This window comes from Halochromatium roseum, from assembly GCF_016653315.1.
In the GTDB taxonomy this organism is placed as follows: domain Bacteria; phylum Pseudomonadota; class Gammaproteobacteria; order Chromatiales; family Chromatiaceae; genus Lamprobacter; species Lamprobacter roseus.
In genome coordinates this window covers 14,945-36,827 of record NZ_NHSH01000037.1, presented here as the reverse complement: position 1 = coordinate 36,827, position 21,883 = coordinate 14,945, and the positions used below count along the sequence as shown (strand labels likewise).

The following is a 21,883-nucleotide window of genomic DNA, read 5'->3' as shown; positions in this document are numbered from 1 at the left end:
GCCGCACAGCCACTCGCCATCCGGGGTTTGCCAGACCTCAAGGCGGTAGCGGGTGTTGTGCGCTTGAATCTTGAGATCTTGGACCACCACGTCGCGATAGCCCTTGAAGCGCGAGCCCGGTGGGGGTGGCTGACTCGGTGGGATGCGGCAATCTTCGTGAACGGTCAGCTGCGCGGTTTTGGCGCGCTTGCTCGAGCCCGGGCGCTTGCGAGCGCTTTTGGGCTGGTCCTCGTCACCCTGCTGATCCTCGCCTTGACCGGCGTTCTGCTCCATCCCGCTGGGCTTGAAGCGCGGCTTGCCTTTCTCGCCCTTGAGCCTCGCGATCTCATCGCGTAGTTGTTGGATGGTCTGGGCTTGCTGCTGGGTCTGCTCGGCTAAGGTCTCGATCAGGCGCACCAACTCATCGATCAGCGCTGTGCGCTCGGTCTCGGGAATGGGTGGAAGTTCGATCACGGCAGCTCAGGCAGGGACTTGTCGGGGTCGGGATAGGGGCGTCTGGTCGCTATGGTAACTCAGCAGCGACTCACCGTTGCCGTGACTTATTGAGAAGTTACATCATCTTTGGCTCCGCCGGCATCGTCGACTACATCCGCGACAACTCCGCGACCGCAGCCATCGATACCCCCAGCGCTGTCGAGCAGATCACCTGACCGATGTCCGACCCCTTGTTCCAAGGCATCACCCGGCCAGCCATGCTGGCCGGGGTCACCTATTCAGGCGTCATCTTGAATCTGATGCTGGTGATAACGCCCTTCGTCATGCTCAACAGCCTGTGGCCCTTGCTCGCGGCCATCCCAATCCACGGCGCCATGTGGCTGGTGTGCAAGTGGGACCCGCGCTTCTTTGACCTGGTCATGGTCTGGCTGCAGACCAGTGCCAACGCCCAGTATCGCTACCTCTGGAAGGGCTCGACCTACCGCCCATGAACGCACCTCTCAAAATTCCAGCAAGCCGCATCCACCAACAAGAGCGGCCCGCGGCTCAGCTCGTGCCGCTCCAATCGCAGCTCACCGCAGGCATCGCCAAGACCCGCGATGGCGCACTGGTCGCCGCATTCGAGTTGGACGGCACCGCCTTCGAGGCCAAAACCCCGGAGCAGCGCGACCTCTACAAGGAACAGCTCAATGTCGCGCTGCGCAACAGCGCCTCACCACGCCTTGCGCTCTGGTCCGCGCTCACGCGCCGGCGCGTGCATCCGGATCTGTCGCGTCACTATCCGCACGCCTTCGCCCAACAGGTCGCCGACGCCTACGCTGAACTGCAAGAGGCGTGCACCCTCTATCAGAACCGCCTCTGGCTGGTCTTGGTCTACCGGGTCACGACGCTTCGCACCGAGGTCGCTTTCTCCAAAAGGGCCGACAAGCGCCTAGTCCGAGATCTGCTCATCGCCGGCATCGACGAGCTGGAAGACATCACATCCAAGCTCGGCTCAGCATTGATCGATTACGGTCCACGCCGGCTCGGGGTCTACGAGCACGCCAACAACCGCTTCTCCGAGATCGCCGAGCTCTACGGCCTGCTCCTCAACCACAGCCCGCAACGGGTCCCGGTCGGCGCCTACGACCTGAGCCAAGCCGTCGCTAGCAACCGACTGCTCTTCGGCCGCGAGATCTTCGAGATCCGCCGTCCTGGCAACAGCCGCTTCGGCGCCGCGCTGGCGATCAAGGAATACGTTCCGAGCACCTATCCGGAGATGTTCACCGGCCTCATGGAAGAGCCCTACGAGCTGAACTGGGTCCAGTCCTTTGCTTTCCTTGAGAAGGACAAGGCCAAAGACCTGTTCGCGACCCAGCGCCGACGGCTGATCTCGGCAGGGGACGCGGCGATCTCTCAGGTCGAAGCGCTGGAAGACGCCATGGATCAGCTGATCTCCAACCGATTCGCGCTCGGCGAGCACAACGCGGCCCTGATCGTCTACGCCGACGACCTCGACACCCTCGCCCGCAATGTCGCCTTCGGACACGCCACCCTTTCCGACCCCGGCAACGTCATTGTCCGCGAGGACATGGCGCTCGAGGGCCAGATCTACGCGAGCCTACCCGGCAACGCCAAATACCGACCGCGCACAGCGCCCATTACCAGCCTCAACTTCGCGGCCATGTCGCCGTTCTACGCCTTTCCGACCGGCACACCGGACGGACATTACTGGGGCGAGGCGGTCAGTCTGTTCCGCTCCACGGTCGACACCCCACTCTGGTTCTCGCCCCATGTGGGCGACCTCGGCCACACCAGCGTCATCGGCATGTCCGGAGCCGGCAAGACGGCCCTCTTAGCCTTCCTGCTCTGCCTATTCCAGCGTTTCCGCGCGCGGCATGTGATCCTCGACAAAGACCAAGGCCTCAAGCTCGCCGTGCTCGCCCTCAAAGGCACCTATCTGAGCCTGAAGATCGGCGAGCCCACCGGCTTCAACCCCTTCGCGCTACCACTCACGCCCGGCCATGCCAACTACCTGCATGACCTGGTGCGCCTGCTGGCCGGCGGCCAATGGGACGCCAAGGCCTCCCGCGAAGTGGAGGAGGGCATCCGCACGGTCTACAGCCTGAGCCCGGAGAACCGTCGCCTGTCCTCGCTCGCCCAGTTCCTCGACGGCACCCAAATCGGCGGTGTTGCCGAGCGCCTGCGGCCCTGGGTCGGAGCAGGGCGCTTCGCCTGGGCCTTCGACAACCGCGAAGACAGCCTCGCACTGAGCCAGATCACCGCCTTCGACGTCACCGAGTTCCTCGATCACCCAGACCTACGTACGCCGATCACCTCCTATCTGCTCTATCGCACCGAGCCACTGATCGACGGCACCCCCTTTGCGCTCTGGATCGATGAATTCTGGCGCCTACTCGACGACCCGCATTTCGAGAGCTTCGTGCGCGACAAGCTCAAGACCATCCGCAAGAAGGACGGCATCGTCATCACCAGCACTCAAAGCCCCGCCGATGCCCTGAACTCGCGCATCGCCTCAGCCCTGTTGGAGCAGACCCCAACCAAGCTCTTCCTCCCCAACGAATACGCCGACGAGAAGGACTACTGCGACGGCTTCAAGCTGACCCCAGCCGAATGGAACCTGCTGCGTCCGCTCACAAAAAGCTCACGCAAATTCCTGCTCAAGCAGGCCGCGGGTTCAGCCCTGGTCGACTTCAACCTCGCCGGCATGGACCGCGAGATGGCGATCCTCTCCGGCACCGAACGGCTGATCCGCATCGCCGACAGCCTCGCCAACCACAACGGCGGCGAGCTGCCCGAGGACTGGCTTTCCCTGCTCGAACAGAAGAGGTGCATCGCATGAAACGACCGATCCTGATCGCCGCGCTCAGCGCGGTGCTGACCATCCCACTGACAGCCCCACTGACCGGTCCGGCGCAAGCCGCGATCCCGGTCATCGACGCCTCGAATCTGGCCCAGGCCGTCGCCCAGGTCCAGGCCCTGGCCGAACAACTCACGACCCTGCAAGAACAGCTCAATACCCTGCGCGAGCAGTACAACACCATCACCAACATGTACAACGAGATGCGTGGCATCACCGGGCACGCCCTGATGCTGCCGGACCCTGCTGAGACCCTGCATAACTTTCTGCCAGCGGCCAACCTGGACCCCACCGAATTGCTCAGCGGCCCCTTGGCCAGCCTCGCCAACAGCCTACGCGAGGCCAACGAGCTCTACAGCACCACCGAGCTGTTCACCGGCACCCATCTGACCGGCGCCGCACGCCAATACCAAGAGCGCTCGGACTTCATCTTCACCTACATGGCGCTCGCCAAAGAGGCCTACGAGAACGTCGCCGCGCGCCGCTCGACCCTGGAGAGCTTCGCCACCGCGGCCGGGACGGCGACAACCCAGAAGGCAATCCTCGATCTCAACGCCCGCATCAGCGCCGAGAACGCCCTGCTGCTGAACGACATCGCGCAACTGCAGGCTCTGCAGCTGATGGCAGACCTTCAGCAGCAAAACCTCATCCACAACAGCCAAGGCATGCACGCGAACCGGCCAACCGGGGTCGCGGATCTCAACTTCGGTGAGTAGGGCAGGGGAGAAAGTTTCACATGCGAAAAAACACGCACAGATCTGGCACGGGGGCTAGTTGAGCATGGACGTTTTCACCAGTCTCTTCGACGCTCTCGACAGCGTACTGGACCAGTATGTCAACGAGGCCATCACATCCGCGACCGGTTATGTCGATGGGCCGATCACGGTGCTCGGGATCATCGCCTTCATCGCCATGGGCGCGGTGCTGCTGCGCGGCATGTCCGAGCTTCCGCTGAGCAAATTCATTCAGACAGCCGCCTTATTGGCACTGGTGTTTGCGCTGGCCGGCAGTGCCGGGCATTACAACAGCATCCTGGCTGATCACCTGAGAGCCTTGCCGAGCGACCTGCTCGCGACCTTCTCCGGCATCATCTCGCTCGGCGACGAGACCTCCATCGGTGCCGTATTCGATGGCATTGGCGACCGCGCCATGACCGGCATCAGCGCCATCTGGTCGGCCGGCGGCTTCACCGATCCAGGGCCAAGCCTGTTCGCCGCGATCCTGTTCGTGATCTTCCTGATCTTTGGCGTCGCTGCGGTCATCGCTCTGGCCACGGCCAAGATCGGCCTGTCCCTGGTCGTCGCCGTGGGTCCGCTGATGATCATCGGGCTGCTGTTTCAGTCGACCCGCGAATACTTCACCAAGTGGCTCAGCTACGGCATCCAGTTTGCGTTCTTAGCCCTCTTCGTCGGCGGCATCGCCGGCATGGCCGATGCCATCGTCGACAACTACATCGATGTCCTCGATGACTCCCCAGAGAACGTCGATTTGATCGCCCTGATGGCACCGGCGCTGATGCTGCTCCTGCTAGCCAAGATCTTTGCCGAGCTGCCGAACATGGCATCGAGTCTCTCCGGCGGCATCGGCCTGTCCATCGGCAACAGCGCCTGGCGCGGCATCCAAGGCGCGATGCACCACGCCGGCGGCAAGCACATCGACGCCTGGCGTGATGCCGCCCGGTGGCGCCGCGTGCGCGGTGCCGAGGCCCTGCATGAGCGCATGGTGAAAACCCGTCAGGCCGCCTTCGCTCGGCTAGTCCACGGCGCACCGAAGGTCTCCCGCACCGACAGCAACCGCACCGCTTCCCCGTCCAGCGCCGTCGGCGCCAACCCGGATCTCGACCGTGATGCCCGCAACCACTTGGAGGCACGCCGTCGTCGACGTGCCGGAGGATGACATGCCGTACCCAAAGCTCGCCCCGTTCGCGCTCTGCGCGCTACCGCTGCTGCTTGGCGCCTGCTCGACCGTGCCCAAGGCACCGTCCTGCGACGCCTCGGCCTATCGCAGCCTGAACCCTACCCACTATGACCCGGTGAAAGAGAGTACCCACGCCGATGTCCCGTTCTTCTCCGAAGCCTGATCAGGCCGAGCTCAAGGTATCAGGCGTCACCGCGATGCAGCGCTTCCTCGACTGGGACTACGACGCCAACGAGGCAGCCCGCCGACAGGCGCGGATCGCCTGGGTCGTCGCGGCCCTGTGCCTGCTGCTGACCCTCGCTAGCGTGGTGGCGGTTGCCGCACTGACACCGCTGAAGACGGTCGAGCCGATCTTCGTGCGCGTCGACTCGGCAACCGGTGCGGTCGACGTGCTGCACCGTATCGATGAGGAGACCGGCCTCGGCCGCCAAGACCTGCTCGATAAGGGCTATCTCGCTCGCTACATCCGCGCTCGCGAGGGCTACTTCTTTCCAACCGTCCAAGAGCAATACCGCCGCGTGATGCTCATGTCCGTCGGCCAGGCCCGAGAGTCCTATCTGCAGGACTTCGCCCAGGACAACCCGAACGCCCCAGTCAACCGCTACCGGGACGACAAGAGCGTCGAGATCGCCATCAAGTCGATCAGCTTCCTCAAGCAGGGGCTGGCCCAGGTCCGCTATGTCACCGCACTCAGCGACGGCGAGAAGACCCGGCGCCGTCACTGGATCTCCACCATCGCCTACGAGTACGAGCCCGACGCCGCCATCCCGCTCTCGGTGCTGGCCGACAACGCCCTGGGCTTCGCTGTCACCAACTACCGCACCGACCCAGAGGATGCCCAATGAGCCGGATATCGCCCCTGTTCAGATGGTCCCTGCCGATCACGGCGGCTGGCCTCGCGCTCGCGCTCTCGGTGCCAGCCCCTGGCATGGCCGCAACCTATCCGAAGGCCTCCGCCGTCGATGGACGCCTGCGCTACACCAGCTATCACCCTGATCAGGTCTACAACCTCCAGGCCGCCATCGGCCGCGCCCTGTTCATCCAATTCGCTGAGGGCGAGGAGATGGAGCGCTTCTATACCGGCGACTCCGAGGCCTGGGAGGTCGGCAAGCATGGAAACATCATCGCCATTAAGCCCACCGCCGAGGTTCCGGACACCAACCTGATCGTCAGCACCTCCACTGGGCGCATCTACACCTTCGACCTCAGCCTCAACGCTCGGGCGCCGATGTACGGCATCCGCTTCTCTTACCCGAACGAGCAGCGACGCGCCACCGAGACCGCCACAGCCAAGCGCGAGCTATCAGCGTCCCTCGACCCGCATGCCCAGACGCGAAAGAACTACCACTACGCCGGCGCCGGCTCACCTACCGTGCAGCCAGCCGAGATCTTCGACAACGGCACGCACACCTTCATGCGCTTTCCGGAAAACACCACCTTTCCGTCGGTGTTCGCCATCGGTCCTGACGGCGGCGAAACCTTGGTCAACAAGACCGTGCGCGACAACTGGCTGATCCTGCCTGCCGTCGGCAACGAGTGGCGGCTGCGCTCCGGCCAAGCCGTGATGTGCGTGCGCAACGACGCCTTCGCGCCCTCTGCACGTGACAACCCCGGCGAGACCACCAGCCCCTTCATCCAGAGGACCGCCCGATGAGCATGGACGCCACCGAAGATCAGGGCTACGAGCAGATCGTCGAGCGCGGCGATGCGCCTATCGCCCGTGCCGCAAGTCCGCTGTGGAAGTGGGCCTTCATCGGCACCATGGCCACCCTCGGCACCGGCGTCTTGGCCGCGGTGATCGTTGCCGAGCTATCTGATCCATCGCCAAATGAGGACACCGGACCGCACCGGTCGCAGCTGCGCTTCAACATCGGCGACTACGAGCTCCCGGTCTTCGAGCCACCATCGCCGGAAAAACCGGCCCCGAAACCCGAGCCCACTCAGGTTGAGATCCCCGAGCCCCCGGTCATCCCGACCCTTCCTCAACTGCCACCGCCAGAGCCGCGCGTCAGCTACCCGGTCCCGCAACTGCCACCACCGGTGCCGCGCGAGCCCGAGTCGAGGTCCGAGCCCGAAGAGACGCCAGAGGAGATCGCCCGCAAACGACGACTGGCCTCAGCCCTTGGCGGCTCCGGCGGATCGGTCAGCAGCGCGAGCAGCGGAGCCGGAGCGGACAGCGCGCACCATCGTGGCGGCATCGATCTGTCGGCCACCCGCACCGCCACCGCAACCGCTCGGCGCCTCTCGGACATGACCTTCTTCCTGCCCAAGGGCACCTACATCCCCTGCATCCTGGACACCGCCATCCAGAGCGATCAGGCCGGCATGGTCGGCTGCACCCTGCCGCGCGATGTCTACGGCGCCGACGGCACCGTGGTGCTGCTCGATCGCGGCTCACAGGTCCTTGGCGAGTACCGCACCGCATCCCTGACCTATGGCAAGCAGCGCATCTTCGTCGTCTGGGATCGGGTGCGCACCCCCGAAGGCGTCATCGTCGACATCGCCTCGCCCGGCACCGGACCGCTCGGTCAGGCCGGCATGGGCGGCAAGATCAACAACCACTACTGGCAGCGGGTCGGCATCCCGGTCCTGATGTCGGCGGTCAGCTTCGGCACCGAAAGCTGGGCGCGCGAGCAGCTGACCAGCGATCAGTCGCAGTGGATCGAGCAGTCCACCAACGACAGCCTGTCAACGGTTTTCGCCGAATTCGCCAAGATCAAGCCGACCCTGCACAAGCATCAGGGCGCGACCATCAACATCCTGGTTGCGCGCGATGTCGACCTCGCGCCGGTCTACCAACTCGTGCAGCGGTGATCAACATGGACAGCGACAACACCGCCCGCCACCTGCTGCACGATATCCTCGGGCCGATCCGCCCGATCCTGGCCCGCGAGGATGTCACCGATCTCTGCATCAACGGCCCCGGCCTCCTGTTCATTGAAGGCGCCCAGGGCTGGGAGCAGATCCCGGCCAACAACCTCAACGCCGCCTGGCTGCAAGGCTTCGCCAAGGCCGTGGCCAGCTACATGTCGGCCAGCATCAGCGAACGCTCGCCGATCCTCAGCGGCCACCTGCCGACCGGGGAGCGCATCCAGATCGTGCTCCCCCCGGCGGCTGAGGAGCCCTCGATCACCATCCGCCGGCCCAGCCATGTCACCTTCAGCCTCGATCAACTGGCGGAGAAGGGTGCCTTCGATCTGGTACTGCCTGCACTCAACGCAGAGAAGGCAGTAGGAAAAGAAAAAGTCGGGCAGGGCGCCTGCGTCGGCACGATCGGCCATCGCGCATCCGTCCGCTCCCGATTGGCGGACTGGTCTGCCGAAGACCAAGCCAGTGTGCCCGGCATCCTGCGCGAGATCGTCGCCCACCGACTGAACGTCATCATCTCCGGCGCGACCGGCTCGGGTAAGACCACCCTGTCCAAGGCGATGATCGCCGAGATCCCCAGCGATGAGCGGTTGATCGCGATCGAGGATGCCAAGGAGCTGCAGTTTCCACAGACCAACACCGTGCGGCTGTTCTTCAGTCGCGACGGCGCCGGCATCTCGCCGGTGACGGTCAAGGATCTACTGGTCTCATGCCTGCGCATGAAGCCAGACCGGATCATGCTCGCCGAGCTGCGCGACGACGAGACCTATTTCTATCTGCGCAACGTTGGCTCCGGGCATCCGGGCTCGATCACCACCCTGCATGCCAACAGCGCCGCAGCCGCGGTCGAGCAGCTGATGCTGATGGTCCGCCAATCCAGCGCCGGCGCTGGGCTGACGCGCGAGGACATCCGCGGGCTGGTGTTCAACCTGGTCGACGTGATCATCCAGATGGAGCGCAAGCGCGTCACCGAGATCCGCTTTCTGCCGAAGATCCCAGGTCATGGCATCAACGGCGGCCTGACTACGGCCAACACGGGCTGCGATCTGGAGCAGCGGGCGTGCTGAAGCGACCGACCACCGCCATCAAGTGGATCATCGGGCTCTCGGTCCCGCTGGGACTGCTGTCCTTCCTGCCCGTGGCCTCTTGGACCTACGCCGAGCTATCCGACTACAGATTTATGGTCGCGGTCTGGCTCTCCGGGCTGCAACACGGGCTGCAGCCGGACAACTTGCTACTTGCCGGGCTCGCCGGTGGGGCCTCGGCGGTGGGGATTCCTTCCTTCGTCGCCTTCGCGCTGCTGCCACCCAAGCCCCTACACGGCGCCGCCCGCTTGGCCCGCACCGGCGAGATCAGCCGCGCGCGGCTCTATCAGGCCGGCGGCCAGTCGATCCTGCTCGGTCGCCACCGTGGTCGGCTGCTCGCCTTCAATGGCGATCTGCATCCGTTCCTCGCCGCGGCCACCGGCACCGGCAAGGGCGTCGGCTTCGTCGTTCCCAACCTGCTGCACTGGCAGGGCTCGACCATCGTGCTAGACATCAAAGGCGAGAACTACAGCCTGACCTCGGGTTATCGGGGCCGGGTGCTCGGCCAGCGGGTCTTTCGCTTCGATCCGCTCCACGCAGAGGGCCAGACCCACGGCTTCAACGTCCTGGAGACCATCCGCGAGGGCGACCTGCGGGTCACCGATGTGCAGACGGTCGCCGCGATCCTGGTTCCCAACGAGAGCCACGATCCCTACTGGGACAACGTCGCGCGCGATCTGCTGATCGGCCTGCTGCTGTTGGTGCTCGAGGCCGGTCCCGCCATGAACTGGCCACTGACCATCGGCCAGGTGCATCGGCTGCTGCGCTCGGAGGAAGAAAGCGGGGAGTATCTGCAAGCCCTGCTCGAGGACCTCGAGCAGCGGGGGATTGCCCTCTCCAGCCTCTGCAAACGCTACATCCTCAGCTTCTGCAACGAGCCGGAAAAGCCGCGCGGCTCGATCAAGTCGTCCCTGGCGACCAAGCTGACCCTCTGGGCGAACCCGCTGATCGACCGGGCCACCTCCCACAGCGACTTCGATCTACGCCGCTTCCGCCGCGAGCCGCAGTCGCTCTACATCTCCATCGCTCCAGACGACTTGCACAGGCTGACCCCGCTGCTGCGCCTGCTGATCGAGTTCTTTCTCGCCAGCAACACCAAGGCCGGGGAGACGCCGGCGGATGATCCCGCACTCAAGGTCCCGGTACTGATGCTGCTCGATGAGTTCTTGAGCCTGGGCCGGGTCGACAAGCTCGTCCATGCACTCAGCTACGTGCGCGGCTGGGGTATCCGCATCGCCACCGTCATCCAGTCCGAGGCCCAGCTGCAAGCGGTCTACGGTCGCGAATTGGCCGAGGCCTTCATCGACAACCATCGCGCACGGGTCTACTACCGCCCACCAGTGCATCGGCGCGACCTGGCCGAGGCGATCTCCAAGATCGTCGGCCAGCGCACCGTCAGCCAGACCAGCTACAGCTACGCCGATGGCAAGCGCTCAAAACAGGTCTCCAAGACCGGTCAGTCGATCCTCGATGCCGACGAGATCGCCAACCTGCGTGATGACGAGACCCTCGTGCTGGTCGAGGGCATCCGACCGCTGATCGGCCAGAAGCTGCGCTACTACCGCGACAAGACCTTCAAGCAACGCCAGCTCGCCGCGCTGCCACTGCCAGCGCCGCTCAAGATCGCATCGCAAGAGCCGCCTCCAACGGTCAGCATCCGGCGGGAAGGGGAGGGCGATCCCTATCCTGAAGACGGCAGCATCAACAGCATCGAGCAAGCCGAGCCCAACCGGCTTACCTCCGCCAGCGAGATCCGCACGGCCATCGACCAGATCCCGGTTCCGCGAGGCCAGCCCTCAGCCGAAGAACTCGAGCAGATGGCCGCGGCTCTCGCCGAGATCACCCATATCGCCACACCCGAAGCCCTGGCCGCCTTTGCCGAGGCGGCCTAGCCAGCAACCACTCGTCAGGAGTCATTCGTGAAAGCCGCACAAAGTGCTCTGCCACAATCCCAAATCAACAAGCAGAAGGTCTCTGAAGCCTTGCAAGAACTGGCCAATGAGCATCGTGGTCTGCCGCGCTCAGATACTGCCCGACTTCGTGAAGTCCTCGATGACATCGAGCATGCGCTGGCCGCCGGAGCCAGCCATCATGCTGTGCTCGACACACTGCACAGCCAAGGCTTCAGCCTGACACTCTCCAGCTTCCAGAGCACGCTGGCTCGCTTGCGTCGAGAGCGGCGGGCGGCCTGATGCGCCGTTCGACACTAGGTGCCGGCCTGCTCCTGCTCCTGCTGCGGGGGCTTGATCAGGCTTTCCGCCGGGATACCAAACTGACTGTGCAGCTTCCAAATCATCGGTAGCGTCAAGGAGCGGGTACCGTTCAGTACTTCATAGACGCGATTGGTGCGCCCAATCGCCGGGGTCAAGTCGCGCGCCGTGAGCCCTGACTGCTCCATACGGAACTTGATGGCGTCGACCGGGTTGGGTAGATCAACCGGAAAGTGCTTGGCCTCATAGGCTTCCACCAAAGTCAGCATGACGTCGAAGTAATCCCCTTCTGGCGTGCCAGGCTCGGGCTCATGATCGAACAGCGGTGAGAGGGCCTTGAGCGCCGCACGGTAGTCCTGATCGGTGCGAATCGGCTGGATCTGCATGGCGTTCAACCCATTTCAACGGTGTCGGCGTCGATCGCATCGTATTGATGGTGCGTGCCGACAAATTTCACATAAAGTGCGCCGTACCGATAGGCGACGGCGACGACGAGCCGGTAGTCGTTGCCTTTGATAGTGAAGACGACGCGGCGGCTCTTGAGAATGCTCGCGTTGCGATACTGCGCCTTGATGTCGCTCGGTGACTGCCACTTGGCCTTCTTGGCCTCATCGATCCAGGCGAGGAGTGGCTGCTCAGCGTCTGGATGCTGCTCCCAGAAGGCTTTCAGGTGACTGATCGCAATAATCCTCATGGTCAGAAGATAGTCCCGCAGCGGGACTAGCGCAAGCTTTATGGTCCGTGCCGTGCCCCTCGATAGCGATGATCCCGCACTCGCCGCGTTCCTCGATTTCCTAGAGCGCGATCTTGCCAACCACCCTGAACGCCTGCAGGCGGTGGATGCCGTCCTCGTCGAACGACTCCAGGGGCTGGTCGGCGATGTCGAGATCGATATCAATGAGGCCCTGCCGGATGAGGACGCATGAGTCCAGCTCAGCCCGCGAGCTTGTTCATCAACGGCTGGAGGGTCTTTGCACAGCGACTCTTGCTGGCACAGATCGTAGCCTTGGCGCAGCAGGTCGACGCCCTGAAGCAGGAAGACCCCTCCGGGGATACCAAGAAGAATGCAGGACCGGCTGTTTTTCCGCTACCACGCGCAAGCCAAGCTCATCGCCTTCGCCTGGGTCAACGACGAGAAGACGAAACGCGCCTACCAGAGCAGCAACGATGCTTACCGGGTCTTCCGCAAGATGCTAGAAAGCGGCCATCTGCCCGATGACTGGAGCCAGTTGCTCGATGAGGCTCGGGCTGAAGCTCAGCGCTTGCAGCCGTTCTTCAATTGTATGGCGCCATAGGTCTATCAGCGCCAACCCGACCCCTCGCGTGGTCGATGTCCTTTCGCTTTACCGGAATGGTCGCAGTGGAGGTCGCGTTGACGGTCATCGAGCGCGACGCCAGGCATCCTGGTCGAGACGGCCGACGGCAAGTCCTGTCTCGAGGTCGAGCGGATCAGCCAAAGGAGCACCTTGAGATAGCCCGAACAGCCGTGTCGCCAGCACCGCAACAACGAACTAACCTGCCTGTTATCATCGGACCAAGAACGCCACCAAAGACGGCTGCTGCCGTGCGTTGTATCCAATCGTTGTATCCAACTCAGTCAAGCCGCGCATTGCATGGACAAGCTCTGGAAACAGATCACGCCCTCGGATTTCGCCTGGGAGCGTGAGGCGCTCGCCTTTCTCAAAGAGCAGTTGCCCAATCACGAGCCCTACCGGGCTTGGGCCAACTTCGAGTTCATTGCCCAGGGTGGCGCCATCAACGAGGTCGACGTCCTCGTCCTGACCCCCAAGGGCCTCTTTCTCGTCGAGATCAAATCCCACCCTGGTGAGATCAGCGGGAACTCCGCTACCTGGGTCTGGAGCCACGAGGGGCGCCGGCGCGTCTTCGACAATCCCCGCCTGCTCGCCGATCGCAAGGCCAAGAAGCTCAGGTCGCTGCTCGAGAGCCAGCGCTCGGCCCATGTCGGTAGCAATCAGCGCATCCCCTTCATCGACACGCTCGTCTTCCTCTCCGCCGAGACCGTCGTCAACAAGCTGCAGGGGCCGGCACGGCTGCAGGTCTTTACCCGCAAGAGCATCATCGACGCGCTGTGCCGGATCGACACCGACTGGACGCACCGCAAGCTCGATCGGCCCACCTCGAAGGCGGTCGCTCGTGCATTGGAGGAGGCGGGCATCAAGGAATCCCTGCGTGCGCGACGGGTTGGTCTCTATGAGCTTGGTGAGCTCATCGATGAGGCCGACCACTTCCAGGACTGGCTCGCCACCCACCGCGAGACCGGCGTGCAGCGGCGCATTCGTATCTACCTCACCCTGGGCCGACCCGAGCCCGAGGCCGAGACACTGCGACAGGCCGCACGGTTCGAGCACCGCCTGCTCGAAGGGATCGAGCACCCGGGCATCCTCCAGGCGCGCGAGTATCAGCAGCACGACCAAGGGCCGGCCCTGGTCTACGAGCACGACCCCGCCGCCCGGCGCCTGGATCATTTCCTGGTCGAGCGTGGGGCCGGGCAGCCGCTCGAGACCCAGGACGCGCTGACATTACTGCGCCAGATCGCCGAGGCCGTGCGTTTCGCCCACGGCAAGCACCTCTACCATCGAGCGCTCAGCCCGCAGAGCATCCTCGTGCGCCGCGCCGACGACGGAACGCTCACCGCCAAGATAGCCAACTGGGCCACCGCGCGGCGAGGGCCAGTGATCGAAACCAGCGCGACCGAGACGCGGACACAGATGGCACTCAGCCATCTGAGCTGCGTCGTTCAGGAGGAGGCCGGCCCCTACCTCGCGCTCGAGGCCCATGCCGAGGCGCTCGGCGGTGCAGCGAGCGACAGTGTCTATCTCGACGTCTTCTCGCTCGGCGCCATCGCCTATCTGCTCTTCACCGGCCAGCCGCCCGCGGCGAGCGATCTGGAGCTGCAGGACAAGCTCAGCCGCGGTAAGGGGCTACAGGTCACCGACGCACTCAACGGCGCCGGCAGCGAGCTGCAGGATCTTATCCAGTACGCCACCCACCCCGACATCGGCAGCCGCATCGGCTCGGCGGTCGAGTTTCTTGATTATCTCAACCTGGTCGAGGACGAGCTGACCCGACCCGAGAGCGAGCGCCGCAGTGATCCGGCCGCCGCACGCCCCGGCGACACCTTCGAAGGCGGCATCCGCGTCAGCAAGCGTCTCGGGCGCGGGGCCAGCTCGGTCACCTTCGTCGTCGAGCATCAGGGACAGCAACGGGTGCTCAAGCTCGCCGCCACCCCGGAGCACAATACCCGCTTGCGCCAGGAGGGCGAGACCCTGCACAAGCTGCGGCATCAGGCCATCATCGCCTACCATGAGACCCACGAGTTCCTTGGTCACACCGGACTGCTACTCGACTACGCCGCCGAGGGCAACCTCGCCGAGCGCCTGCGCGCGCTCGGTCCCATCCAGCTCGAACTGCTCGAGCGCTTCGGCGAGGATCTCCTCAGCGCCCTCTGCCACCTCGAAGAGAAGGGGCTGTCGCACCGGGACATCAAACCGGCCAACATCGGTCTGGTGAAGCAGGGCCGTCAGCTGCACCTGGTGTTGTTCGACTTCTCGCTCGCCGGCATCAGCCCGGAGAACTTCACCGCCGGCACCTTCGCCTACATGGACCCCTTCATGCGTGATCCGGGCCGCCGGCGCTGGGACGACTACGCCGAGCGCTTTGCCGCCGCCCTGACCCTCTACGAGATGGCCGCAGGCCGGCTGCCAAATTGGGCCGAAACGGACGGGCTGCCACCGCTGATCGAGGGCGAGCTCGAGATCGATCCCGCTGTCTTCGATCCCAGCGTGCGCGAGGGCCTGAGCGCCTTCTTTCGCACCGCGCTCGCGCGCGACGTCAAGACCCGCTTCGGCAACGCCGAGGACATGCGCCGCGCCTGGCTGCAGCTGTTCCATCAGGCCGCGCGCGAGACCACACAGCACTCGGTGGCTGGGGATGAGGCCGCACGCTGTCCGATCGGCGAGGCCCAGCTCGACACCCCGATCGGCTTGCTGCCGCTCTCGGCCCAGGCCCTGGATACCCTGAGCCGGCTCAACATCAACCGCGTCGCCGAACTGATTCGGCTCCCGCGCAACGAACTGGTGCGCATGACCGGCGTCGGCACCAAGACCCGGCGTGAGCTCTCGGAGCTGGTCGCCAACCTGCAGGCACGCCTGATGGCGAGCGCGGCCCTATCTGAATCCGCTCGGACGGACAGCTCCACCATCACACCAGCCTCGGCGCCTGCCCCTACCGGGGCAGAAGGACTCGCGATCAGCGTCGACCAGCTCATGCGCAGCCTGCTGCCGCCCCCAACCAAGGCGACCGACCCGGACCGCCAGCGCTTCCTCATCGAATACCTCGGCCGTTTGGACGGCGACACCAGCCGTCCAACGGACAGCCTGCACTGGCCGACGCCGCTGATGGTCGGCGCCACCCTCGGCATGGAGTCCGCCCAGGTGCGTGCGCTGCAATCGCGCGTCCTGAGCCAATGGGGCAAGAACCGGTTCATCACCCAGCTGCGCCACGACATCGCCCGGCTGCTCGACGACCAAGGCGGGGTCATGACCGCAGGCGAGCTGGGAGAGGCGGTGCTGCTGCGGCGCGGCTCGGTGCAGCGCTCGCCGACGCGCGAGCGCTGGGCGCAGGCCGTGGTGCGGGCCGCCATCGAGACCGAGCTCGCGCGCCCCACGCGACAGCAGGCCTCGCGCTGGATTTTGCGCCGTTGCGGCAAACGCGTCCTGATTGCCGACGATACCCAGGACCAGGGCGAGGCCTTGGCCGACTATGCCGAGTCCCTCGGCCAGCTCGCCGACGAGTGCGCCGAACAGCAGCCGCTGCTCTCGCCCGCCCGCGCGCTCGAGTGCATCCGCGCGCTGCCGGCGCCGGACACCTTGGCCGGCCTCAGCCATCATCGCCTGCTGCGCCTCGCCGTTGCCGCCTCGCAAGGCGCCGCGCTCTCGAGCCGAGCCGAGCTCTATCCCAAGGGCATGGCCGCCGAGCGCGCGCTCGAGCTGGCCCAGGGCGCCCTGCTGGGCACCCCCAGGCTCGCGGTGGCCGAGGTCCAGGACCGCATTCAAGGCCGCTATCCGCAGGCCCAGCCGCTACCAGGTCGCCCGCAGCTCGATGTCCTGCTGCAAGGGCTCGAGCTGGGCCTGGTCTGGGACCCGCAGGCCGAGCACGGCGGCAAGCGCGGCTTCTACTGCCTACCCCAGGCCGGCGCGCTGGGCTATGGCAGCAGCTTCGCCGCGAGCCAGACCAGCCTTCACTACAGCCTGCACGATGGCGGCTACGAGGGGAGCCAGGCGGCCGTCATGCGAGAGCTCAAGCAGTTCGAGCAGATCGTTCGCAACGCCCTCGACTCGGCACGGTTTCTAGCCTTGTCAGTGCGTCCTCGGCTGTGGCAACGCGCACAAACACATCTCGCGAAGACCTTTGGGCTCGAGATTCGCAGCTTCGACGCCCTGCTGCTACAGCACCTACACGCACTCTGCGACAGCATGGCCAATCCACCCGACTGGCAGGTGGTGCTCAAGGCCGATGCCGCCGTCCCCGGCAGCGTCGACTGGTCACGGCTGCAGGGACTGGTGCGGCGCCTGCTGCCGGCAATGGCGGCGGAGATCCAAGCAACCGAGCGCCCGGTTCTGCTCACCGACGCCGGGCTCATTGCCCGCTATGGTCTGGTCGACAGCTGGCTCGGCGATCTGCGTCGGCATCTGCAGGATGATCCGCAGGCGCAGGCGCTCTTGCTGCTGATCGCCAATGAGACCGCCACCCCCGGTGCCGTGCTCGAGGGTGTCAGCATCCCGAGCGGCGCCGGCAGTCGCGAGTTTGCTCGGGTGCCGAGCGCTTGGTTGCATTCGGCTTGAGTAGGGCGAGGCTCAGGGCTAGTATTGTTGAATATTTCAACAATTCGGCGGTGCACATGGCCACGATGAACTTCAGCATCCCGGACGAGGTACGCGATGCCTTCAACCGCGAGTTCTCCGGGCAGAACAAGAGCGCACTGATCGCCCGCCTGATGCAGCAGGCGATCGCTGAGGCTGAGCAGCAGCGCCGGCGGCAAGCGGCCTTCGAGCAGCTGACGGCGGCGCGCGTCGAGCGGCCGGCGCTCACCGGTAGCGCCGCCCGAGCGGCGCGCGTATTGGGCCGGCCATGACCTTGGTCATCGACGCCAGCGTCATCATCAAGTGGCTGTTCCAGGACCCCGAGCGCGAAGCCAATACCGAACAGGCGACCGCGCTGATGGCCGCCGTCGCGCAGGGTGATCTGGCTGTCGTACAGCCGCCGCATTGGCTGATTGAGGTCGCGGCCGTGATGGCGCGCGAGCTGCCCGAGCGTGCCCACCAGGACCTGGCGCTACTGGAGACCATGGCGCTGCCCCTGCGCGGCGATGCCCCTGTGCTGGCACGCGCCTGCACGCTCGCCATCGATCTCGGGCATCACCTCTTTGACACGCTCTATCATGCGGTCGCGATGGAGTCGGAAGCCTGCCTGATCACGGCCGACGACCGTTACCACCGCAAGGCCAAGACGCTGCCGGACATTTGCCATCTGCGCGACTGGCATGGCTGAGCCGGCCGCACTGAAGACCTGCCCCTGAGCACCTGTGACCGCACAAGGATTAATCAGTCCAAATGATCCAGCCCCAAGACCTGCTCGCCGACCTCCAATCGTTGCTACCCAAGTTGGAGCAGGACATCCTGGCCTATTCCCAGACCCAGCCCGAGCTCGAGGCCCATCTCCAGGCCGAATACGCCAAGGCCAAGGAGGCCAAGCGCACCGCCGAGCACTTCGTCGCCTGGCGCGAGGCGCAGATCACCCAGGCCGCCGCGGCCTGGGTACTGACCTGCGTCTTCGTGCGCTTCCTGGAGGACAACGGGCTGCTCGAGCGGCCGCTGCTCTCGGGGCCAGCGGGTCGCTCGGGGCCGGACTCCCAACCGGGCTCCCAACAGAGCGCGCTGCAGCATGCCAAGGACCGGATGACGGTCTATTTCAGCGAGCACCCAACCCATGCCGAGCGCGACTATCTGCTCGCCGTCTTCACCGAGCTTGAGACCCTGCCGGCGATGGGCGAGCTGCTCGACCGCGTCCACAATCCGCTCTGGCGGCTGCCGCTCTCGGCCGACGGCGCCAAGGCGCTGATCGACTTCTTCCAGCGGCTCGACCCCGAGACCGGCGCCATCGTCCACGACTTCACCGACGACCGCGCCGAGGGCGGCTGGGACACCCGCTTCCTCGGCGATCTCTATCAGGACCTCTCCGAGAGCGTGCGCAAGCGCTATGCGCTCCTACAGACCCCGGAGTTCGTCGAAGACTTCATCCTCGACTACACCCTAGAGCCGGCCAAGGCCGCCTTCGGTCTGCCGGGGCTCAAGCTGATCGACCCGACCTCCGGCTCGGGTCACTTTTTGCTCGGTGGCTTCGAGCGGCTGTTCGCGGAGTGGCAGCGGCGCGAGCCGGCCACCAACGCCCGTGCCCTGGCCCAGCGCGCGCTCGACGCCATCCACGGCGTCGACATCAACCCCTATGCGGTGGCCATCGCCCGTTTCCGGCTGCTGATCGCGGCGATGAAGGCGGCCAATGGCGGAACAGGCGACGCCAAGCTCAAGAACGCGCCGGACTTCCATTTCAATCTCGCCGTCGGCGATTCGCTGCTGCTCGGGCCGCGCCATGAATGGCAAGGGCAGGGCCGGCAGAGCGACCTGCTCGATGATCCGCTGGCCCACTGCTTCGAGGTCGAGGACAGGGCCGCGCTGGAGCGCATCCTGGGGCAGCGTTATCAGGTCGTCGTCGGCAATCCGCCCTACATCACCGTCAAGGACAAGGCGCTCAATCAGGCGTATCGGGACCGCTACCCAACCTGTCATCGCAAATACTCGCTCGGTGTGCCCTTCACCGAGCGCTTCTTCGACCTGACCCTGCCGGCGTCCAACGGCGACCAGACCGGCGCGCGGCCCGAGGGGCCGGTGAACCGCCCGGCCGGGTTCGTCGGACTGATCACCGCCAATTCCTTCATGAAGCGCGAGTTCGGCAAGAAACTGATCGAGGACTATCTGCCGCGCAAGGATCTGACCCATGTGATCGACACCTCTGGGGCCTACATCCCGGGGCATGGGACGCCGACGGTGATCCTGTTCGGGCGCAATCGCCGGCCCGAGGGCGATCAGTTGCGCGCGGTGCTCGGGATTCGCGGCGAGCCGAGTACGCCTGAGGATGCAGCGCAGGGGCTGGTGTGGCGGTCGATCGTGGAAATGTTGGAGCGCCCTGGAAGTGAGAACGACTTTATCAGCGTAGTGGACCAGAGCCGAGGGCCTTACGCGATTCATCCTTGGAGTTTAGGAGGGGGCGGAGCAGGCGATCTAAAAGAAATCCTAGAAAATGAACGAGAACTCCTTGAATGCAGAATCAAATTGATTGGTTTTGGAGCAATCCTGGGAGAAGATGAAGCTTTCGGTGTTCCGAGAGAAAAAGTCAGCGCAACGAACTTGCCACATTCGATGCGACCCCTCGTTGAAGGCGAATTGGTCAGAGACTGGGGTCTCGAGTCATCGGAAACCGTCCTTTTCCCGTACGACAAGAACATTTCGCTGGAGTTAAAGCCGGATACCGAAAAGTACCTCTGGCCGTTACGGACGGTCCTATGGCAGCGGCAAACATTCGGAAAGCAGACCTATCGGGACGCTGGGCGCAGTTACGCGGAATATCATCAGATTCCGGCGGATCGAAACCGGACACCGCTCTCCATCACCTTCGCCTTCGTTGCCACCCATAACCATTTCGTCCTCGATCGGGGCGGCAAGGTCTTCAACCGTTCCGCGCCAGTCATCAAGCTCCCCGATGGGGCAAGCGAGGACGATCATTTGGCGTTGCTGGGTCTGCTCAACAGCTCGACCGCCTGCTTCTGGATGAAGCAGGTTTTTCACAACAAAGGCGGCCAAGGGATCAACGAGGGACTGAAAGCTGAGGCTTGGGAGAAGTTCCATGAGTTCACAGGAACCGGACTGAAGGTATTCCCCATTCCCCCCGACCCCGAAGGCAAAGCCCTCGCCTTCGCTACAGCCCTCGACCAATCAGCCCAACGTCTCGCCGACCAAGATCCCGCCAAGATCCTCTCCGGCCAATGGAGCGCCGCCGACCTCCCGGCAATGCTCGACCAGGCCCGAGCCGCATCCGAGTCCATCGCGCGCCAAATGATCGCGCTCCAAGAAGAACTCGACTGGCTCAACTACCGGCTCTACGGCCTGACCGACGCCGAGCTCTGTTACCCGACCACCCCGCCTGAGATCCGCCTCGGCGAGCGTCCCTTCGAAATCGCGCTGGCCCGCCGCCTGGCCGCCGGCGAGACCCAGACCACCTGGTTCCAACGCCATCGCAGCACCCCGATCACCGAGATTCCAGATCATTGGCCAGAGGATTATCGGCGGTTGACCGAACGGCGGCTGGAAGCCGCGACCACGAACCCATGGATTCGCCTGGTCGAGCAGCCCGAGTACAAGCGTCGCTGGAATCGCGAGCCCTGGGACAGCCGTCTGCACCGCGCGCTGCGCGACTGGCTGCTGGATCATCTGGAGGGCCACTGCCAGCGGGTCGGCACCACTGAGCGCACCCTGCTCACCATTGCCCAGCTCGCCGAGCGCGCCCGCCAGGATGCCGCCTTCCAGCAGGTCGCCGCGCTCTACACCGGCAGCGACACCTTCGACGCCCGCGCCCTAGTCATCGAGCTGGTCGAGTCGGATCAGGTGCCGCAGATGGCCGCGGCGCGCCTCAAGCCCAAGGCGATGCCCAAGTTCCGCGCCTGGCAGGAGACCTGGGCGCTGCAGCGCGCCGAGGACGCCATCGACGCCCGCACCGAGCTCGATTCCGCTGATCCCGCCTATCTGAGCGATGACCAGGCCCGTGCGCTCAAGGCGAGCGAGATCGGCGACATCCCACTACCGCCCAAGTATGCCGCCGCCGACTTCCGCAAGCCGAGCTACTGGAGCCTGCGCGGCAAGCTCGATGTACCCAAGGAGCGCTTCTTCAGCCTGCCCGGCGGCGAGCGTCCCGGCGACACCACGCTGGTCATCGGCTGGGCCGGGCTCGATCATCTGCAGCGCGCCCAGGCCATCGCCTCATGGACCCTGGAGCGCAAGGAGCAGGACGGCTGGGACGCCGAGCAGCTCAAGCCGCTGCTGGTCGCTCTCGACGAGCTGATCCCCTGGCTCAAGCAATGGCACAACGCCATCGATCCCGAATTCGGCGAGCGGCTCGGCGACTATTACGAGGGCTTCCTGCTCGAAGAGCTGCGCCAGTTGGGGCTGTCACGGGATGAGCTGCTGGCCTGGGAGCCGGCGGCCGCGCGGCGGGGGCGGAGGCGGTGAGGATGAGCAGACGCCTTGCGCAAGGCCCGGGAGATCGGCTTCGTTGGGAGTTTCGAGGCCGAAGCCGATTTTTCAGCGTGCGACAAGGAGCATCTGGACTGGTCCGCAAGACCCTGATCATTGACGCAATCATCGAATCATCCAGGAGGC

General features: G+C 64.8%; 19 protein-coding genes and 1 pseudogene. 17 read left to right on the top strand and 3 right to left on the bottom strand.

Going from position 1 to position 21,883, the window contains the following annotated elements; all coding sequences use genetic code 11:
- Positions 1 to 453: pseudogene (locus tag CCR96_RS03695) on the bottom strand (IS66 family transposase); the annotation flags it as partial.
- A gap of 200 nt (positions 454 to 653) precedes the next feature.
- Here CCR96_RS03695 and CCR96_RS03690 point away from each other — a divergent pair.
- The 11 genes from CCR96_RS03690 to CCR96_RS03640 all read left to right on the top strand — a co-directional run bounded on the left by CCR96_RS03690 (position 654) and on the right by CCR96_RS03640 (position 11,357).
- Entirely contained in the window at positions 654 to 926 is a 273-nt protein-coding gene (locus CCR96_RS03690) for a VirB3 family type IV secretion system protein (protein WP_201217485.1), read from the top strand.
- On the top strand, positions 923 to 3,277 hold the full coding sequence (locus CCR96_RS03685; protein ID WP_201217482.1) for a VirB4 family type IV secretion/conjugal transfer ATPase: 2,355 nt from the start codon (positions 923 to 925) through the stop codon (positions 3,275 to 3,277). The genes CCR96_RS03690 and CCR96_RS03685 overlap by 4 nt, the downstream gene beginning before the upstream one ends.
- Positions 3,274 to 4,011, top strand: coding sequence for a TrbJ/VirB5 family protein (locus CCR96_RS03680; protein ID WP_201217480.1), 738 nt, complete (start codon positions 3,274 to 3,276; stop codon positions 4,009 to 4,011). The genes CCR96_RS03685 and CCR96_RS03680 overlap by 4 nt, the downstream gene beginning before the upstream one ends.
- 64 nt (positions 4,012 to 4,075) lie before the next feature.
- Entirely contained in the window at positions 4,076 to 5,191 is a 1,116-nt protein-coding gene (locus CCR96_RS03675) for a TrbL/VirB6 family protein (protein ID WP_201217478.1), read from the top strand.
- A gap of 1 nt (position 5,192) precedes the next feature.
- Positions 5,193 to 5,375, top strand: coding sequence for a hypothetical protein (locus CCR96_RS03670; protein WP_201217476.1), 183 nt, complete (start codon positions 5,193 to 5,195; stop codon positions 5,373 to 5,375).
- Complete coding sequence (locus CCR96_RS03665) at positions 5,350 to 6,057, top strand: VirB8 family type IV secretion system protein (RefSeq protein ID WP_242518431.1); 708 nt, start codon at positions 5,350 to 5,352, stop codon at positions 6,055 to 6,057. Before CCR96_RS03670 ends, CCR96_RS03665 begins: the two co-directional genes overlap by 26 nt.
- Positions 6,054 to 6,866, top strand: a complete 813-nt coding sequence (locus tag CCR96_RS03660) for a TrbG/VirB9 family P-type conjugative transfer protein (protein WP_201217473.1) — start codon at positions 6,054 to 6,056, stop codon at positions 6,864 to 6,866. Before CCR96_RS03665 ends, CCR96_RS03660 begins: the two co-directional genes overlap by 4 nt.
- A complete protein-coding gene (virB10, locus tag CCR96_RS03655; RefSeq protein WP_201217471.1) occupies positions 6,863 to 8,026 on the top strand; it encodes a type IV secretion system protein VirB10 in 1,164 nt (387 codons plus the stop codon). The genes CCR96_RS03660 and virB10 overlap by 4 nt, the downstream gene beginning before the upstream one ends.
- Positions 8,027 to 8,031: 5 nt before the next feature.
- Positions 8,032 to 9,147 carry a P-type DNA transfer ATPase VirB11 gene (gene virB11 / locus CCR96_RS03650; RefSeq protein WP_201217468.1) on the top strand — a complete coding sequence of 372 codons (1,116 nt, stop codon included), beginning with the start codon at positions 8,032 to 8,034 and terminating at the stop codon, positions 9,145 to 9,147.
- Positions 9,141 to 11,057, top strand: a complete 1,917-nt coding sequence (locus CCR96_RS03645) for a type IV secretory system conjugative DNA transfer family protein (RefSeq protein WP_201217466.1) — start codon at positions 9,141 to 9,143, stop codon at positions 11,055 to 11,057. The genes virB11 and CCR96_RS03645 overlap by 7 nt, the downstream gene beginning before the upstream one ends.
- Positions 11,058 to 11,084: 27 nt before the next feature.
- Entirely contained in the window at positions 11,085 to 11,357 is a 273-nt protein-coding gene (locus tag CCR96_RS03640; RefSeq protein ID WP_201217463.1) for a hypothetical protein, read from the top strand.
- 14 nt (positions 11,358 to 11,371) lie between these two features.
- Here CCR96_RS03640 and CCR96_RS03635 read toward each other — a convergent pair whose 3' ends face one another.
- Both CCR96_RS03635 and CCR96_RS03630 read right to left on the bottom strand, forming a co-directional pair.
- Positions 11,372 to 11,761 carry a helix-turn-helix domain-containing protein gene (locus CCR96_RS03635; protein ID WP_201217461.1) on the bottom strand — a complete coding sequence of 130 codons (390 nt, stop codon included), beginning with the start codon at positions 11,759 to 11,761 and terminating at the stop codon, positions 11,372 to 11,374.
- A 5-nt stretch (positions 11,762 to 11,766) separates the two neighbouring features.
- The gene (locus CCR96_RS03630) at positions 11,767 to 12,069 is read right to left on the bottom strand and encodes a type II toxin-antitoxin system HigB family toxin (protein ID WP_201217458.1); all 303 of its coding nucleotides are present in this window, start codon (positions 12,067 to 12,069) and stop codon (positions 11,767 to 11,769) included.
- Positions 12,070 to 12,109: 40 nt separating this feature from the next.
- Between CCR96_RS03630 and CCR96_RS03625 the strand changes: the two genes are divergently transcribed.
- The 6 genes from CCR96_RS03625 to pglX all read left to right on the top strand — a co-directional run bounded on the left by CCR96_RS03625 (position 12,110) and on the right by pglX (position 21,733).
- A complete protein-coding gene (locus CCR96_RS03625) occupies positions 12,110 to 12,301 on the top strand; it encodes a type II toxin-antitoxin system PrlF family antitoxin (protein WP_201217455.1) in 192 nt (63 codons plus the stop codon).
- A gap of 138 nt (positions 12,302 to 12,439) precedes the next feature.
- Positions 12,440 to 12,670: a type II toxin-antitoxin system YhaV family toxin gene (locus tag CCR96_RS24410; protein ID WP_242518427.1), complete on the top strand. Its 231-nt coding sequence runs from the start codon at positions 12,440 to 12,442 to the stop codon at positions 12,668 to 12,670.
- Positions 12,671 to 12,988: 318 nt separating this feature from the next.
- A complete protein-coding gene (pglW, locus tag CCR96_RS03615; RefSeq protein ID WP_201217452.1) occupies positions 12,989 to 17,239 on the top strand; it encodes a BREX system serine/threonine kinase PglW in 4,251 nt (1,416 codons plus the stop codon).
- A 56-nt stretch (positions 17,240 to 17,295) separates the two neighbouring features.
- Positions 17,296 to 17,529 (top strand): hypothetical protein, encoded by a 234-nt coding sequence (locus CCR96_RS03610; RefSeq protein ID WP_201217450.1) that lies wholly within the window; start codon positions 17,296 to 17,298, stop codon positions 17,527 to 17,529.
- Between the two features lie 2 nt (positions 17,530 to 17,531).
- The gene (locus CCR96_RS03605; RefSeq protein ID WP_201217448.1) at positions 17,532 to 17,945 is read left to right on the top strand and encodes a type II toxin-antitoxin system VapC family toxin; all 414 of its coding nucleotides are present in this window, start codon (positions 17,532 to 17,534) and stop codon (positions 17,943 to 17,945) included.
- 62 nt (positions 17,946 to 18,007) lie between these two features.
- Positions 18,008 to 21,733 (top strand): BREX-2 system adenine-specific DNA-methyltransferase PglX, encoded by a 3,726-nt coding sequence (pglX, locus tag CCR96_RS03600; RefSeq protein WP_201217445.1) that lies wholly within the window; start codon positions 18,008 to 18,010, stop codon positions 21,731 to 21,733.
- The last annotated feature ends 150 nt before the right edge of the window (positions 21,734 to 21,883 follow it).